This window comes from Dyella sp. 2YAF14, from assembly GCF_052114725.1.
In the GTDB taxonomy this organism is placed as follows: Bacteria; Pseudomonadota; Gammaproteobacteria; order Xanthomonadales; family Rhodanobacteraceae; genus Dyella.
In genome coordinates this window covers 336,307-351,669 of sequence record NZ_JBFRFH010000002.1, presented here as the reverse complement: position 1 = coordinate 351,669, position 15,363 = coordinate 336,307, and the positions used below count along the sequence as shown (strand labels likewise).

Sequence of the window (15,363 nt, the reverse complement as noted above, 5' to 3'; positions counted from 1 at the left end):
ACGCCCCGCATGCTGGGCAAACTTGCCGAGGGCCTGGCCGCCGTCGCCGCGCCGGACTCCACCTGGCTGTTCAATACGGGATTGCCGCACTACGTTCGCCAGGAAGATCCGGGCTACCTCGATCCCCGCAAGCGCGGGCATATCGTCTCCTACGGCATCACGGGCTTGCGCCACATCTTCGAGCCCTTCGGATTCTGCATTACGCCCCTGCCCGGGAAGTCGTTCGCGTTCCTGGCGGAATTCCAGCCAACTCAAGGCCAGCAGCAGTTCACCAGCGACCGCTTCTACGCGCCCGTGGAAGCCAATGTGCGACTTCTGCGTGAATCAGAGCTGCTCTATATCGCGGCATTTGAATCCGCGCGCTCGTACTACTATCAGAATGAATCGCTGGAGCGCGCGAAGTGGGCACTCAGCCTTGATAAAGAGCTGAAGCGGAAGTCCGCCTAACCCTGCCACCGCAGCAGCGGAATCCGGATGGGTCACGCAGCCGCGGCACTCGCCGCGGGGCGCGGCTGGTCGGCTGGCCTCGGCATGATTCGCCGCGAGGCCCTTGCATCACTGCCAACGCCTTCAGTGCAGCTCAGCCAGAACTCTGCGGCTCTGGCTGCCTGCTCCATGATCGCTCTTCAAGAGCAAGAAACACGTCAATCGGGCAAGCGCACACTCTGGCGCGGAGAGATGCCTCGCGAATAATGACGCTCCTCGCAGGCCTCCTTGGTCATCGCAGCAACCATGTGCGTTGGCTTCAGCGTACCGGCCCTGAAACCCTCTTCGTCAAAAAAGTGCAGCCTGTCGACGAACGCCTTGTCCCAGTCTCCATTGGCATCGAAATTGTGGCCAAAGGTCCTGTCGATGAACACGTCGACCACGTTCGCGAAACCGATGAAAAGCTCAAAGTCGAAACGCTCGAGCAGGAGTGGCAGCACATCCTGCGCGCGTATCCCTTCGAAGCCCTCATCTGAGCAATCCCAGTTCTCGTACTCTTCCTCATGCCTGCGCAGCAGCTGGTTATAGCGATAAGACTGGGGAAGCTCCTTCCAGAATTCCTGCACTGCCACCATTGCCTCAGGCCAACGCTGGTGGCCATTTCGTCCGATGATGTCGTGCACGGCAAAATAGCCTTTGTCTTTGAGGGCCAGTTTCACCTGGTCGAACAATCCCTCCAGATTCAATACGTGGTGCAGCGATTGATTGGCCATGATGCCCGTGTACTGGCCATCCGCCACCCATCGATTGAAGTCCCCTTCCACAAACTCCAGATGCTCCAGCACGCCCTCGCGCTCCGCCATCTCGCGGCCGCGCTTGAGCATGTGTGGATTGATGTCCAGGCAGCGAATGACGAATCGGGTGAGCCCCATTTCGCGCATGATTTTCGCGATGCGAACTTCTGCGTCGCAGTTACCTACACCGACGCTTAGGAAGACCGGCGATTCGTCGCCACAACGCGTGGCGCTCATGACGAAGTACTTGGCAAAGAACTGATCTGAACTGGTAAGGCCGAACTCTTCGAACATCGGCCTCAGATAATTATGCGACCAATAATGAAAGATCTCGGGAAGAACGTTGATGTCCTCAACATCCTTGTAGATTTCCTTTTCCGCCTCGATCTTCTTGGCGTAGGCGTCATCGTTGTATCCATGCCGGGAGCTCGCAGGATCGAAGGCAGGCTCCGCCGCGCTTGCAGGCGGGAAGGCGCCATCGCGATTCGTCTTGAAAAACGCCCTGATCCCCGGGAGGAAACGCTGGAACTGCGCCATAGCCATATCGCCCTCAATCGTTATGCTGGTCCACCAAGAAGAAACATTTTTCCCCCGAACCCACCGTCCGGGTCACAACCGATCCCATCGACGCTCGCGAAGCCCGGTCTCCGGACCCTGGGCACGCTGACGTGACCTTACCCACCTAATTGCCATGGGTATACGCGACGCCACGTCCTGTTGGCAATAGGCAGCATTGTGAGATGAGCCGCTCAACTCATTCCTGCGAAAGATGACTGATCAGCCAGTGACCTCGCCGCATAATCAGCCTGATTTTTTTACCATCCCATTACAGGCAAAACACACGCCCCCGCTCATTTCCGAGCCAGCAGTTTCTCGGAACCTAGCAGAGCCCGGCCGGTCGATCGAGTGATTTTCCGCCATTACAACACTATACTCATGGTCGCAAATTCATGCCGGTGCTTACTCCCGGCAGCACGGATTTATTCCAGGGAACCAGAGGGATCGACGTTTGTTCAGACAGCACTCGGATAAGCTGGCGCTTTTGTCTGTTCGCGCTCTTTCGTTGAGCGGATTGATTGCCGTTATTTTAGGCCTGTGGCTTACGCAGGTGCTCCAGGGATTGGACGGCCTGGTTACGTTTCATGGTCTACTTATATTGACCGGAATGCTGATACTGGGCGTTCTGCTAAGCCGCGTAGCCAACTGGCCAGTAGCCAACACAGTGCTTCTGCTGGCATTGCTTTTGTTGGTGCATTTTGTCGGTATAGCGCCACTGCTCGCGGCCTTTTTGGTGGCGGCCGCATCCTTGGTAATTGGATCCGTTATTTGCCGAAGCACCGCATGGGGTGACGTGGTAGTTGCCTCCTTGTGCGGTCTCGCCCTACTCGCCGCGGTGGCTGGGTGGCTGCTTCCTTTCCGGGTTCACTACTTTTCCACCTATCTGATCTTCCTTGGCGCAATCGTTTTCCTGGGCCGAAAGCGTCTGATGGGCGTGGCAGGAGGCGCGAGGCGTGGATGGCTGGACGCCGTCAGCGCGGCCCCGTTGCCCGCAGTACTTGGGGCACTGGCGATAGCGATGGCGGCCTTGGCGTTGTGCCCTCCTACGGTCCAGTATGACGACCTGGTCCTGCATCTTTTTATTCCCGAACAGTTGCTGGCTTTTGGCTATTACAAGATCGACGTTGCCAGTCAGGTTTGGAGCGCCGCGCCCTGGGCCTCGGATGTAGTTCAGGGTTACGTCGCGATCCTCGCCGGACACGAAGCGCGCGGCGCGGCAAATCTGATCTGGTTCTGTCTGTCCCTTGCTGGAATCTGGACGCTGGGCGGAGAACTTGGATTGACTCCGCCCTTCCGCTGGATGGCGATTGCGCTGTATGCGTCGCTTCCGACAGTCAGTGCGCTCCACGGAACGATGCAGGCGGACACCGCCATTACCGCGGTAACTGTCGCACTGACCGCCATTGTGGCGCGCATCTCAAATACACGCCGTGCGGCCTTGTTATTTCCTTTCTTCATTATCTCCGGCTTAGCGCTGGCGCTAAAGACAACACAGGCGCTGCTGGTAGTGCCCCTGGCCTTGGTGGCGCTTGCTTACGTTGGCTTTGGACCTTTCTTTCGTCAGCTTGCACGTGGATTCATTCCCGCACTGCTGATATTCGGATCGAGCCATACGTACGCGTGGCTTCTTACAGGAAATCCGCTCTTTCCACTATTCAACGGTTTCTTTAAATCTCCCTACGCCCCACTTCGCAATTTCGATGATCCTCGCTGGCATCACGGCTTTGGCCTGGACACGCTCTGGGCCTTGACCTTCCACACCAATCTTTTTCAGGAAGCGTCGGCTGGCTCGATAGGCTTCTCCCTGCTCGCCCTGAGCGGATGCCTGCTCGCAGCACTGTGCATAGCTCGAGTCAGGTGGATCGCGCTTGCATTGCTGGCTGCGGCGTTGGGGACGTTCGCCGGCATTCAATACGCGCGCTATCTTGTTCCGCTGTTTCCAGCGCTCATCGTCATCGCTCTCGTCGTATGGCAACGCGCCCGCCTGAATTTATTTGGCCAAGCCCTGCTGACCTTTGTCGTGTGGCTTAACATCCTATTTATTCCACTCTCGGTTTACATATACGAGGACGATCTGTACTGGACCATGCTTAGCAACATCAATACGCCGCCGGATGTCGTCAAGGCGGATATCCAGCGCAAATTCGCAATCGAATTGCTGGTTGCCAAACACCTTGATCTAGCATGGCCTGCCGGGTACTCACTGTATTTGGCAGACCCGGGGCGCCCATTTATTGCGCCTTTCGCGGGCCGGGCGTTTGGCAGCGCCTGGTACGACCCGAGCTTTCTGGGCGCCGCCGGACACGCTGACGAGGACGCGTCGGGCAACGCCTGGGCTGCCCTGTTCGAGCGAACCGGCATTTCCCACGTATTGACGACTGGCACAGTCTCACCAGCCCTGCAGTCATCGCTTCAAAGGATGCAAGCAGCGCCCGAATTGACGGAAGGTGACAGCATCCTTTGGCGCATTTGCAAGTTGAACTGCAATAGCGCATCGCATCCGCTGATCGACGCCCGAGATTTCAGCGTAAATGCGATTCGCGCGAAACGATAGGCTTCAAGATGACGTCATTGAAATCGCTGCTCGCTGAGCTTCAACACATTTCGAACCTCTCACTAGAATTCGCAGGCTATGAAGACGCTTAGACAAAGTTTCAGCTACGGCATTGTTGGAGGGCTACAGATTGCTGTGGACTGGACGATCTTTGTCTCACTCTCTGCCCTGGGCATAGAGAGCGGCATTGCGAACGTGGCTGGCCGAGGGTCTGGAGCCATGCTGGGGTTCTGGTTCAACGGCAAGTGGACGTTTTCGAAGGGACCGAGCACTACCCTTCGCTTTGCACATTTGGCGAGATTCCTGACCTTGTGGACAGTGACAACGTTGCTGAGCACTTTAGTGGTGATGGTTGCCGCCAAGAATCAGGGGTTGCACTTTGCGTGGTTGATCAAGCCAATAGCCGACGTACTCCTCGCGGGGCTCGGATTTGGGGTTTCAAAGCTGTGGATCTATCGGTAAGAATGGGGCAAGCCGTAAAGCTCAGCGCACCAGCGGAGCGCCCTTGGTCCAGCCGCCCATTGAGGTAGCGGGCCTGGATTGGGACAGGCGGTCGTGGTCGCACTATGAGGTGGAGCGGCCACAACGGGGATCAGTACCGCTCGTAAAGGCTGGGCACCGGTAACCAGTTGGCGAATATCCATTCGCTTAAAGACATGATGGTGTCCAAGCGACCCTGCGGGGACTCTTGGATGTGCCGTCGGTAGTGGATTTGTATGGATGCTTTCATGGACGCTCAGACACCAAAGATTGCCGTTGTCATTCCTTGCTACCGGGTCGGGAGGCTTGTGCTCGACGTCATCGCCAAGATCGGCAATGAGGTTGGCTGGATCTTTGTCGTTGATGACAAATGCCCCATTAATACTGGCGCGCTGGTTGAGACCGAGTGCAGTGACCCACGCGTCACGGTGATCAAGCATGAGGTCAATCAAGGGGTCGGTGGCGCGACCGTGACTGGCTACAAGGCCGCAATCCACACGCCGGCAAAGATCGTCGTCAAGATCGATGGCGACGGGCAAATGGACCCGGCACTCATTCCGCGCCTGTGTCGCACGATCTCGCGCGGCGCCGTCGACTACATGAAGGGCAATCGCTTCCATCGCATCAGCGATGTGTCCGGCATGCCCGCCATTCGATTGGTTGGCAATGCCAGCCTGTCTTTTCTGACGAAGCTTTCGAGTGGTTACTGGCAACTGTTTGACCCGACGAATGGCTTCACTGCCATTCATCGTGAAATGCTCTTGGAGATAGAGCTCGACCATCTCGCCAAGYGCTACTTCTTTGAGTCTGACCTGCTTTACAACCTCAACCAGCTAAGGGCTGTGGTTGGCGAAATGCCGATGCGCGCCGTCTACAACGACGAGCCATCCAGCCTTAGCCCACTCAAAGTATTGTTCCCATTCTTCAAGGGGAACATGAGAAATTTCTGGCGACGCTTGATATACACGTACTTCGTGCGTAATTTTTCCGTCGCCTCGCTGGAATTGCTTCTGTCCATTCCCCTGATGCTGATAGGCATCGTCTACGGCGTCACGCATTGGGTAGAGGGAATCAAGAGCGGTACGCCAACGGCGCCGGGCGTCGTCATGGCAGCAGCACTGCCACTTATCATTGGTTCGCAATTGCTCCTGTCGTGGCTCAACTACGATGTTTCGGCGCAGCCCACTCAGCCGCTACATCCGCTCCTTGAGCGAAGAGCAGGCTCACCATGAGGATCGGCCTTTGCCTGGCCGGACTCCTGTCGGTTGCGGGCGTTGCCTGTTCTGGCAACTCCGGGCACGCGCGCGGTTCGGAAGTTCCCGGTACGGGCTTGCTAAATGGCACGCCTGAAGGTTTTGAGCTGCCGGGCGTGAAACTCGAGCTAAGTCCGAGCAACCTGCGACTCTGCGATCATCCTGACGGGCGAATGACCGCGACGATAACGTGGGACGCGCGGGCCGCAGGCGTCAAGGATGTAACGATCTGGGTCAGCAGCAACCCTAGGTCGAAAGGGTCGCGCTTCTTTGAAGGGGCCGCAGTGGGCTCAGCCCAGACCGACGCATGGGTCGTCAACAACACGACTTTTCGCCTTAAGGAGAGTGGAAAGCACGGCCGCTTACTGGCCATTGAGAAGATCTCGACAGTGGACTGCCTCGCGCAGGCGCCCGCCACTAGTGCCAACGGGTCTCCGATGGCCTCTGTTCAAAAATAAGTCGTCGCTCAAACAGGCAGCCCCGGGTAGCACGCGAATACGTGCTCCATGGTGGCCCGCGCATAACAAGAGCAGCTATGGACCCTGAGGCTTGGCGCTCGGGCTCAGGAGTGCGTAGGCATTGCCAAAGGGGGATGCGCTGTTCGCATCAATCATGACTGCCCGTCCGACGCCCGCGGCAGACGCGGCCTCCAGGTCGCTCGGCTGATCCCCAACCAGGATCGAATCAGGCAAGGACAAATTGAAGAGCTCTTCCGCCGCGAGAATCATTCCTGGCTGTGGCTTTCGACACTCGCAATTCACCATCCACTGCCCAACTCCTGCCGTCGGATGGTGAGGACAATAGAAGGTGGCCAGCAATGGAACGCCTCTCGATGCGAATTGCTCATGCATCCATCGCGTGTAATCGAGGAATGTCGACTCGGAATAGTAGCCGCGCGCTATGCCGGCCTGATTGGTAACGACGACGCACAGAAATCCAGCCTCCTGCGCCTGTCGGCAGAAGTCAAAAACCCCGGGAACCCACTCGGTCTGATCCGGCCGGTGAACATAACCGTGGTTGACGTTGATAACGCCGTCCCTGTCGAGAAAAAGCGCCTTGCGACGCTTCAGCGAACTATCTTCGACAACCTCACCGGACAGATAGACTCCCGGTCGTGGCACAGCAGCGCCGCCGCTCATGAGTGTCGGAACAACGTCTGCGCCCGCTCGTAGTCCTCGGGCACACCAATGTCGATGAAGTCAGCCGTGGAAGTGAAACCGGTCACGTGACCCTGGGCGGTTTCGGGATGCAGAACGCAGTCTTCGAAGGAATAGGCCTGGTCATCCGGAAGAGCGGCCAGGGCCTGCTCGGAGAGGTAATAGCTCCCGGCATTGATATAGCCTTCGCCACTGCCGCCCTTTTCACGGAACGAGCAAAGCCGGTCACCTTCCAGAACGACAGCCCCATAACGGCCTACATCGGCCACGTGCGCCAGCGCGACGCCCAGTAACCGTCCGCTGGCTTCGACCGCACGTTCCATGGCCGACGGGTCAAAGCGAAGAAACGTATCACCATTGGCTACATGCACGGCCCGACCACGCAGCATCCCGGCGGCAAGTCGTATTGCCCCGCCGGTGCCCAAGCGATCCACTTCATGGGAATAGGCTATGGCCATGCCCTTCCAGGCTGACCCGATCGCGCTTTCCACTTTCTCGGCCATATACCCCGTTGCGAGAATCGTGCGGCGGATGCCGCTAGCCGCCAACTGATCGAGTACATACGCGAGAAAAGGCCGTCCGCACACGGGTGCGAGCGGTTTAGGCAGATCGGGTACAACATCACGAAGCCGGGTGCCGAGTCCCCCGACCAAAACGATGGCTTCTTCAGCCTTTGGCATGCGCGAAGATCTCGTGCTCGATCAGGCCGCAGATCAGGTGGCCGACGAATTCATGCCCCTCCTGCACCTTGGGTGTTTCACCCGAGGGCATACGGAAGCAGACGTCGCACAACTCCGCCATGGCGCCGCCGCCCTGGCCGGTGAATCCGATCACGCGCATGCCGGCAGTACGTGCGGCCTGAATGGCGCGAAGGATGTTTTTCGAGTTGCCCGAAGTCGAGATCGCGAACAGCACATCGCCCTCGCGACCCAGCGCTTCGACCTGACGTGCAAAGACGTAGTCGTAGCCGTAATCGTTACCGATGGCAGTAAGAATGCTCGTGTCCGTCGTCAATGCGATGGCCGGCAAGCCGGGACGGTCGAAGTAGAAGCGACTGACAAGCTCCCCCGCCCAATGCTGAGCGTCCGCCGCGCTGCCGCCATTGCCCGCGAACAGCAGCTTGTTGCCCTGGTTGAGCGCGTCGACCGACACCTGGACGGCCTTGAGGATGAGTTCGTGCAACGACGCGTCGCGCGACATGTGCTGCAGCAGCGCCACGGTCTTGTCGAACTCGGCTTCGATTTTTTCGATCAGATGACTCGCCACGAGGTCGCCCCCTGTTGAGTGAAGTGGAAATCCAGAACGCTGCCGCCCTCTTTGAGCAGGGCGCGCGTCAACTTGATGCGCTGATCCGGTGCGCACAGGAACATCATAAATCCACCGCCTCCCGCACCGGAAACTTTGGCTGCGGTCGCGCCATTTTCGAAAGCAAGCTTCTCCATCCGGTCAATCAACGGATTGCTTACGCTCGTTGCGGTGTTCTTCTTGGCTTCCCAGCCCGCCTGCAGCGTGGAGGCAAGGCCGCGAAGATCGCCCTTGAGCACACACTCTTTCATCTGGACGGCTTCTTGCTTCAAGCGGTGCATGGCGTCAATGGAGGTCTGGTTTTTCTCGCCCACATTGCGTGACTGCTGATCGATGATATCGGCCGATGCCCGGGAAACACCCGTGAAGTACAGCACCAGCGAGGCCTCGAGTTCGGCCCACACCCAGTCTTTCACGCGCAGCGGGTTAACGATCACCCGATCGTTCCCGTAGAACTCCATGAAGTTGAATCCGCCGAAGGTCGCTGCGTACTGGTCCTGCTTTCCGCCGGCCAACCTCAGATCCATGCGTTCAATATCGTAGGCAAGGTGCGCTACTTCGTACTCGCCAAGCGGCAACGCGAAATGCTCCACGAATGCCTGAAGCAATGCGACAACCATGGTCGACGACGATCCAAGGCCCGATCCCGGCGGCGCATCGGAGAAGGTCTGGACACAGAGCGGCGGTTGCTCTCCGCGAAGGAAATCCCGCGACACGCGCGAGTAGACACCCTTCAGGAGCCTGAGGGGGCCGTCGGTGTTGACCTGCTCTTTGGACGTATCGAAAGCTTCCTGGATGTCCACGTCGATGGCGTTGAAGCGAAGCTGTTTGTCGCTCGACTGACCCACCAGGGCGTACGCATAGCGATCGATGGTGACGTTCATGACGTTGCCGCCATAAACATCGCAATAAGGCGACACGTCAGTGCCGCCACCGGCAAGTCCAAGCCTGAGTGGTGCTCGTGCGCGTGTGGTCATGTAGCCTCCTTGGCAGCATGGCGACAAGCCCTGTGCCAACAGGGCGCATCAACCTGGTTCGTTCTCGGAAATTCAGCCCAACGGCCACTCAGGCTGATGGATGCCACACCATCGGGCGTGGCAGACACGTCAACCTGCTGTAAATCATTCAGAATATTCATGGCGCATCTCAGTTTTCAAGCGTTGGGCACTGCCCATCCGCTCCTTGATCCGTCAGCGATTAGCCATCTTCGCGGCAGGCCACTGAACGTCAAGGGACAGGACATCCCATAGGGCCTTCTCCGAGAAGCGGCTCTTCACGAACCGTTGCGACTCACGTGACACCTGGACCCAATGGAGGTCATCCCGCAGGAGTGACACCACGTGATCGGCAAAAATCTCCGCATCATCGCTGGCGGCGAGGAAATGGGACGTTCCCTCCAGGCCCTGAGCGCCGGCCGACGTGGTCACGCACGGCACGCCATAGCGCAGTGCCTCGATCACCTTGCCCTTGAGACCACCGCCAAAACGCAGGGGCGCCACCGCCACCTTGGCGTTCGCGTAGTGGTGATCCAGCTCCTCGTCGCTTACAAACCCCGTGACGGTGATGTCCTCACGGGCAAGCGCCTTCACCTCGTCGGTGGGATTGGAACCAATCAAGTAAAGGTGCACGCCCGGTACGCGCTGCTTGATACGCGGGAGGATCTCCTGCACCAGCCACTTGGCACCGTCGACGTTCGGCGAGTGTGCAAAGCCTGCGACGAAGATCAGATCCTTGCGCTCGCCAAGATTGTTCTCCGGCTGCTCGGGGAACGATTCGAAGGCATATCCCGGCACTGTACGGGCAGGCGTTTCCAATGCATGCGATTGCAGCCAACGCTGCACGTACTCCGTTTCGCCATCAGCCGGGTAATAGATCGTATCGACCTTTGACCAGACCGATTCCTCAAGCGAGGAAAAACGTTCGCGCTCCTTCAGCAATTCGGGAGTCGGCTGGATCTTCAGCTGCTCACCGATGCGCAGATGATGAATGTCGTGGCCGTAGTAAAGGACATTCGCCTTGCTGTGACGACGAATGGGCTCCAGGAACGGACCGGCGACATGCGGGCGACTAACAAGCACACAATCGATGCTTTCACCGTTCTCGCGCATCCATTTGGCAAAGCCGTTCCGGTACTCCACGCCGTAGATCACTTCCACGCCGATCTGCTGCAACTTTTCGCCGTAGGCAGCGTCGTACCAGAGATTCTCCGGCCAGAACTTCACATCGACGCCGTGGTCCCTGAACGTCTTGATGAACTGCCACATGGTGCGCGACCCCGCATCGCGGTCCGGTTGCGGGATGTAGTGGTCGATGATCAGCAAAGTAGGGGTTTTGCCAGTCCGTCCACGGGCCAATTCGACGTGTTCGGCATTGGGGAAATGGTTTGCCTCAAGCGTGGCCTGCCATTTCTTGAAGAACTTTTTCTGGTTCTCGACCTGATAAGCCTTGATGCCGGAGTTCACGTCAGTGCCGTGCGAAACGCCTTCGAAATGGATGACCACCGACTTCGGCTGGTAGTAGAGCTTCAGGCCGTGCGCACGCACCTTGAAGGCAAGGTCTGAATCTTCGCAATAGGCTGGCACATAGATCTCGTCGAACCGACCCAGCGCCTGGAAAAGGTCGTTGCGCAACAGAATCGAAGCGCCCGAACAATAATCGGCTTCACGAACGTAGTTGTAGATGCTGCGCGAAGGATCATCGAGGCGCCCATAGTTCCACGCGCTACCGTCTCTCCAAAGGATGCCGCCGGCCTCCTGCATGCGGCCGTCCGGATACACGAGCTTGGAGCCAACCATGCCGCAGTCGGGAAACGTGTCGAACACCTCGAGCATGGCGTCGAGCCAGCCGGGAGTGACTTGCGTATCGTTATTGAGCAGATAGAGGAATTCGCCCTTGATCAGGGTCGAAGCCCGATTGCACGAGCGAACGAAACCGAGATTAGTCGGATTTTCCTCAAAGCGAAGGCCAGGAACCGATCCAAGCCACTTGATGGCTTCGTCGCCGGAAGCATCCTCGACCACCAGCACCTCATAGGGCACCTTGGGTGGATTTTCCATGATCGAGCGAAGACAGGCACTCGTATAAGCGAGCTGCCCGTAAGCAGGAATCACGATGCTGACAAGAGGGCTGGGGAAGGTCGGAAAAGATAGCCCCGAGATATGTTCAGCCGGCGTCTTTTCCTGTCGCACCTGGTTGACGGCGGGTGCCGTGCGCGGAGCGCGACCTCGCCGGCGTTGCAGCACATCGCGAAAATAACCCACGTCGCCCCGCCCCAAACGGGCAAGCGCCCGCAACGGTCGGGTGATACGCCAGGAATGCGAACCAAGGACGTGCGACATCTGGGTCTGCAAAGCCACCAGTTCGGATTCCAGCGAAGCGGCCCTCAGCTCGGAAGCCTTGCGATCGCGCCGCAGCCGCAAAAGTTCTTCAGTGGAGTTTGTCTGCGTTGCAAGTCTGTTCTGGGCGTCGGAGATCGCTCCAAGCCCTTTACAAAGCTCTACAAGCTCCGCCTCTTCGCGATTCTCCAGTTCCTCGTAAAGCCGCCCCAGAGCAGTTCGCTCGCTCTTGAGATCCTCGACTTCCTTGTTGAGCGATGTCGCCCAGGCGCCAATTTTTCGATGGTCTTCATCCAGTGCGGCATACAACCGTCGGGATGTCCCCAGCTCAGCGTCCAGACCCTGTGCCCAGGCAACCGTATCGTGGTGCTCCTGCACAAGGCTGGCGTAGGTTTGGTTTAGCTGATCGAAATCCTTGCTTACGCGCTGCCCCCAACGAGCTACCTCACGATGGCGCAAGTAAAGATCCTCGCCTTCCGTCATTAACACGGATGGCGTCGACTCCGGTAGTTCCACGTCTTGCGCCGCCGCGACGGCGATGAAGTACACCGGGTCGACCAACTGCGAAGTGCGCGCGACAACCGTGTCGCCCGTATCGGTCAGGGCGGAAATCTCCGGCCTTGCATCCGAATCGTCCATCGGCATGAGCGCGGAGGCCACGGTCATGCGCTGCCCGTAGTAGCGCACACGCGGAAAATGCGCGCGCAGCAGTACGTCCAACTCAGTGAAATCAAGTTCCTTTACATGGAACTCGTTGTGGTGGCCGGCCTTGTCTGAATATACGGGGCGATTGGGCGAGGAAATCACCAGGAAGCCGCCGGGGCGAAGTACACGGCGGATCTCGGTGATCATTTCTTCGTGCTTGTCGTGATGCTCGATCGTCTCGAAGGAGACAACAACATCCACGGAGTGATCCGGCAACGGAATGGCCGCCGCATTTCCTTCCTTGAATTCCAGCCCGGAACGCTCGCCATAGGCTTCGCGCGCATGCGCGACGGCTTCGGCCGAGATGTCCACGCCGATCACCGACGCCGCGTATTGGCTGAGCATGGCGCTGCCATAGCCCTCGCCACACGCGATATCCAGTACGACCTTGTCCTTGACCAACGGGCAACACCAGGCATAGCGATGGAAGTGCTCTTGCCTGATCTCCCCGGCTTCGGTTGGAACAAAACGCTCTCCGGTAAATTCCACAGCTCAACCCTCGATTCGCTGGATCTTGATCGAATGCATAGGTATACCCACCAGGCCGTGCTTCATGGTGCTTTCGCTCGCCCGGAAGGTCAGCGCGTCATGAATCCAGTGCTGCTGGGTGTGGTCGTCCTGAGAACCTGAAGCCAACGCTACATCGATCGAGTAGTCGCCAGTGGGAAGAATGGGCATACGAAAATCGAATTGCGCCCGAAGGACTGTGCCGGCCTGAGCCATCATCGGCGTGCTGCTGTAGGTCAGATAGCTGTTGTCGCCGAACAGCCGTTGCCCAAGGCGATCCTTCACGTAGAAACCGAAAATCGGCGTCTCTACGTCGGCGTTCACCTCGGCATCAATTTGGAGGCTGACCACCTCCCCACCGGTAAACAGCTGGGTATCGGATCCATCGCCGCCAACGAGCTTCGCACCTGAAATGCGCGCCTGCCCCGCGCCGAACTGGTTACCCATGTTCTCGGGATCAAAAGCGAAGACCTTGATGCGGTTGAGACCTTCTTGTCCCTGCAGCACGGCTTGACGAGCGTCCACGACGTCTTCAGGGATCGATGGCGCTGCCGGGCGTCCAATGGACTTCACGCCAGACGTAGAAGCTGGCTTGACGGTGACAGCCTGCCCCCCGGCGAGTCGATCGGCAGCATGCTGTTCAGCCAGGTACCGTTCGACCACATCACGAGTAGAGCCGTCCATCAGCTGGCGTCCCTTGTCCAACCAGATGGCGCGATCGCACAAATTGGTCACTGCGCCCGTATCGTGACTTACGAACAAAAGCGTGCCCCGCTTTTGGAAGTCCCGCAGAAAGCGCATGCACTTCTGGGTAAACCTGACGTCGCCAACGCTCAAGGCCTCATCGATGATGAGGGTGTCCGCATCGACATGAGCGGCAATGGCGAACGCAAGGCGCACGTACATGCCGCTGGAGTACGTCTTGACCGGCTGATGGATGAAATCACCGATGTCGGCAAAGGCCAGGATCGAGTCGAACCGCGCGCGCAACTTGACGTCCGAAATACCGTAGAGAAGCCCACTCAGGTAGACGTTCTCTTCACCCGTAAACTCCGGATTGAAGCCGGCGCCCAACTCGAGCAAGGCGGCAATGCGCCCGTTCGTGCGCACCTCGCCTTCGGTGGGGGTCAACGTACCGCAGACCATTTGCAGCAGGGTCGACTTGCCCGAACCATTGCGTCCGATGATGCCAACCGTTTCACCGCGCCTGACGCTGAAACTCACGTCGCGCAATGCCCAGAATTCGTTGTGGTAGGCAAGATCGTGGCGACCCACCACGCGACCCAGTCGCGGAAGAATCATTTGCTTGAGGCGATCGGCCGGGCGAGCGTAGATATCGTACTTCTTGCCCAGAGACTCCACGGAAATGTTGTGGCTATCAGAGGACATCGGCAAACCCCTTGCGCGTACGTTCAAACCAGCCAAAAGCAAACCAGGCAAAGACACATGCCGCCACGGCGTAACCGCCGAGCAATGACCAGGAGGGCATATGGCCCCACACCAGGACGTCGCGCGACGCCTCGACGATGACGGTCAATGGGTTGAGATAAAGGAGGTTCCGATACTGCTCCGGGATGTACTCCGGCGGATAGAAGATCGGCGCCAGGAACATCAGCATCGCGGTAATGATGCCGATCGCCTGCTTCAGATCGCGCAAGAACACGCCAAGCGAACTAAGCAGCCAGATCATGCCTGCGACAAAAGGAATAAACGGCAGAACCACCAGGGGAAAAAGTATCGCGGTCCAGGGAATGCTGCCGCGCACAAGCAAAGAAAACCCCAACAGGACCACCGTCGAAACGAGCAAGTGAAACAGAGCCGACCCCAGTGTGCTCCAGGAGAGCGTCTCCAGCGGGAACACCACCTTCTTCACGAAGTTGGTGTTTTCCACGATCAAGGTCGGGGCTCGATTGGCACATTCCGCAAACATCGTGTTGATGTTGAGGCCGGCAAAGAGGATGACAGCGAATTCGAACTGCCCCGTGGTCTGCCCCGTCCAGCGCGACTTGAAGATCAGGCCGAACACAAGGGTATAAACCCCCAGCATGAGCAGCGGGTTGAAGAATGACCACAGCAGTCCTATGAAGGACCCGCGATAGCGGCCGATCACATCACGCCGGGCCATTTGCACGACCAGGGGCAGATGACGCAGCAAAGCTTTGTACGGGGAGGCTGGGTCGCTAAGGCGATAGGGTGAAAGCATGCTTATCCAGTGGATCTGAAAAGATGGTGCATCGCCCGGATTTCTGGAACCCGGGCGCTGCGGGACGGCGTCCATGGCGTCTTGCG

General features: G+C 58.3%; 13 protein-coding genes. 5 read left to right on the top strand and 8 right to left on the bottom strand.

The annotated features are described in order from the left end of the window. The coding region (locus AB4Y82_RS06215; RefSeq protein WP_441604652.1) for a hypothetical protein at positions 1-447 on the top strand (447 nt) is incomplete at its 5' end. A 197-nt stretch (positions 448-644) separates the two neighbouring features. On the opposite strand, the gene AB4Y82_RS06210 is transcribed toward AB4Y82_RS06215, so the two are convergent. Continuing rightward, complete coding sequence (locus tag AB4Y82_RS06210; RefSeq protein ID WP_441604653.1) at positions 645-1,763, bottom strand: class I SAM-dependent methyltransferase; 1,119 nt, start codon at positions 1,761-1,763, stop codon at positions 645-647. A 466-nt stretch (positions 1,764-2,229) separates the two neighbouring features. Here AB4Y82_RS06210 and AB4Y82_RS06205 point away from each other — a divergent pair, with 466 nt between their 5' ends. The 4 genes from AB4Y82_RS06205 to AB4Y82_RS06190 all read left to right on the top strand — a co-directional run bounded on the left by AB4Y82_RS06205 (position 2,230) and on the right by AB4Y82_RS06190 (position 6,523). After that, positions 2,230-4,332, top strand: coding sequence for a hypothetical protein (locus AB4Y82_RS06205; RefSeq protein ID WP_441604654.1), 2,103 nt, complete (start codon positions 2,230-2,232; stop codon positions 4,330-4,332). Between the two features lie 78 nt (positions 4,333-4,410). Continuing rightward, complete coding sequence (locus AB4Y82_RS06200; protein ID WP_441604655.1) at positions 4,411-4,794, top strand: GtrA family protein; 384 nt, start codon at positions 4,411-4,413, stop codon at positions 4,792-4,794. Positions 4,795-5,060: 266 nt separating this feature from the next. Continuing rightward, on the top strand, positions 5,061-6,044 hold the full coding sequence (locus AB4Y82_RS06195; protein WP_441611162.1) for a glycosyltransferase family 2 protein: 984 nt from the start codon (positions 5,061-5,063) through the stop codon (positions 6,042-6,044). Beyond that, positions 6,041-6,523, top strand: coding sequence for a hypothetical protein (locus tag AB4Y82_RS06190; RefSeq protein ID WP_441604657.1), 483 nt, complete (start codon positions 6,041-6,043; stop codon positions 6,521-6,523). Before AB4Y82_RS06195 ends, AB4Y82_RS06190 begins: the two co-directional genes overlap by 4 nt. A 75-nt stretch (positions 6,524-6,598) precedes the next feature. Here the strand turns inward: AB4Y82_RS06190 and AB4Y82_RS06185 are convergent, their stop codons facing one another. The 7 genes from AB4Y82_RS06185 to AB4Y82_RS06155 form a co-directional block, all read right to left on the bottom strand. Further along, positions 6,599-7,204 (bottom strand): D-glycero-alpha-D-manno-heptose-1,7-bisphosphate 7-phosphatase, encoded by a 606-nt coding sequence (locus AB4Y82_RS06185; RefSeq protein ID WP_441604658.1) that lies wholly within the window; start codon positions 7,202-7,204, stop codon positions 6,599-6,601. Beyond that, positions 7,201-7,902, bottom strand: coding sequence for a nucleotidyltransferase family protein (locus tag AB4Y82_RS06180; protein WP_441604659.1), 702 nt, complete (start codon positions 7,900-7,902; stop codon positions 7,201-7,203). Before AB4Y82_RS06180 ends, AB4Y82_RS06185 begins: the two co-directional genes overlap by 4 nt. Continuing rightward, the gene (locus AB4Y82_RS06175) at positions 7,889-8,488 is read right to left on the bottom strand and encodes a D-sedoheptulose-7-phosphate isomerase (RefSeq protein ID WP_441604660.1); all 600 of its coding nucleotides are present in this window, start codon (positions 8,486-8,488) and stop codon (positions 7,889-7,891) included. Before AB4Y82_RS06175 ends, AB4Y82_RS06180 begins: the two co-directional genes overlap by 14 nt. Beyond that, entirely contained in the window at positions 8,473-9,504 is a 1,032-nt protein-coding gene (locus AB4Y82_RS06170; protein WP_441604661.1) for a GHMP family kinase ATP-binding protein, read from the bottom strand. The genes AB4Y82_RS06175 and AB4Y82_RS06170 overlap by 16 nt, the downstream gene beginning before the upstream one ends. A gap of 213 nt (positions 9,505-9,717) precedes the next feature. Then, entirely contained in the window at positions 9,718-13,056 is a 3,339-nt protein-coding gene (locus AB4Y82_RS06165; protein WP_441604662.1) for a glycosyltransferase, read from the bottom strand. 3 nt (positions 13,057-13,059) lie between these two features. Beyond that, the gene (locus AB4Y82_RS06160; protein ID WP_441604663.1) at positions 13,060-14,463 is read right to left on the bottom strand and encodes an ABC transporter ATP-binding protein; all 1,404 of its coding nucleotides are present in this window, start codon (positions 14,461-14,463) and stop codon (positions 13,060-13,062) included. Next, on the bottom strand, positions 14,453-15,352 hold the full coding sequence (locus tag AB4Y82_RS06155; RefSeq protein WP_441604664.1) for an ABC transporter permease: 900 nt from the start codon (positions 15,350-15,352) through the stop codon (positions 14,453-14,455). Before AB4Y82_RS06155 ends, AB4Y82_RS06160 begins: the two co-directional genes overlap by 11 nt. Between the last annotated feature and the right edge of the window lie 11 nt (positions 15,353-15,363).

What these genes read in the sequence shown, in the direction of transcription:
- AB4Y82_RS06155 (WP_441604664.1), bottom strand. Translation starts at nt 15,352, where the DNA reads ATGGACGCCGTCCCGCAGCGCCCGGGTTCCAGAAATCCGGGCGATGCA.
- AB4Y82_RS06170 (WP_441604661.1), bottom strand. Translation starts at nt 9,504, where the DNA reads ATGACCACACGCGCACGAGCACCACTCAGGCTTGGACTTGCCGGTGGC.
- AB4Y82_RS06160 (WP_441604663.1), bottom strand. Translation starts at nt 14,463, where the DNA reads ATGTCCTCTGATAGCCACAACATTTCCGTGGAGTCTCTGGGCAAGAAG.
- AB4Y82_RS06185 (WP_441604658.1), bottom strand. Translation starts at nt 7,204, where the DNA reads ATGAGCGGCGGCGCTGCTGTGCCACGACCGGGAGTCTATCTGTCCGGT.
- AB4Y82_RS06190 (WP_441604657.1), top strand. Translation starts at nt 6,041, where the DNA reads ATGAGGATCGGCCTTTGCCTGGCCGGACTCCTGTCGGTTGCGGGCGTT.
- AB4Y82_RS06180 (WP_441604659.1), bottom strand. Translation starts at nt 7,902, where the DNA reads ATGCCAAAGGCTGAAGAAGCCATCGTTTTGGTCGGGGGACTCGGCACC.
- AB4Y82_RS06200 (WP_441604655.1), top strand. Translation starts at nt 4,411, where the DNA reads ATGAAGACGCTTAGACAAAGTTTCAGCTACGGCATTGTTGGAGGGCTA.
- AB4Y82_RS06210 (WP_441604653.1), bottom strand. Translation starts at nt 1,763, where the DNA reads ATGGCTATGGCGCAGTTCCAGCGTTTCCTCCCGGGGATCAGGGCGTTT.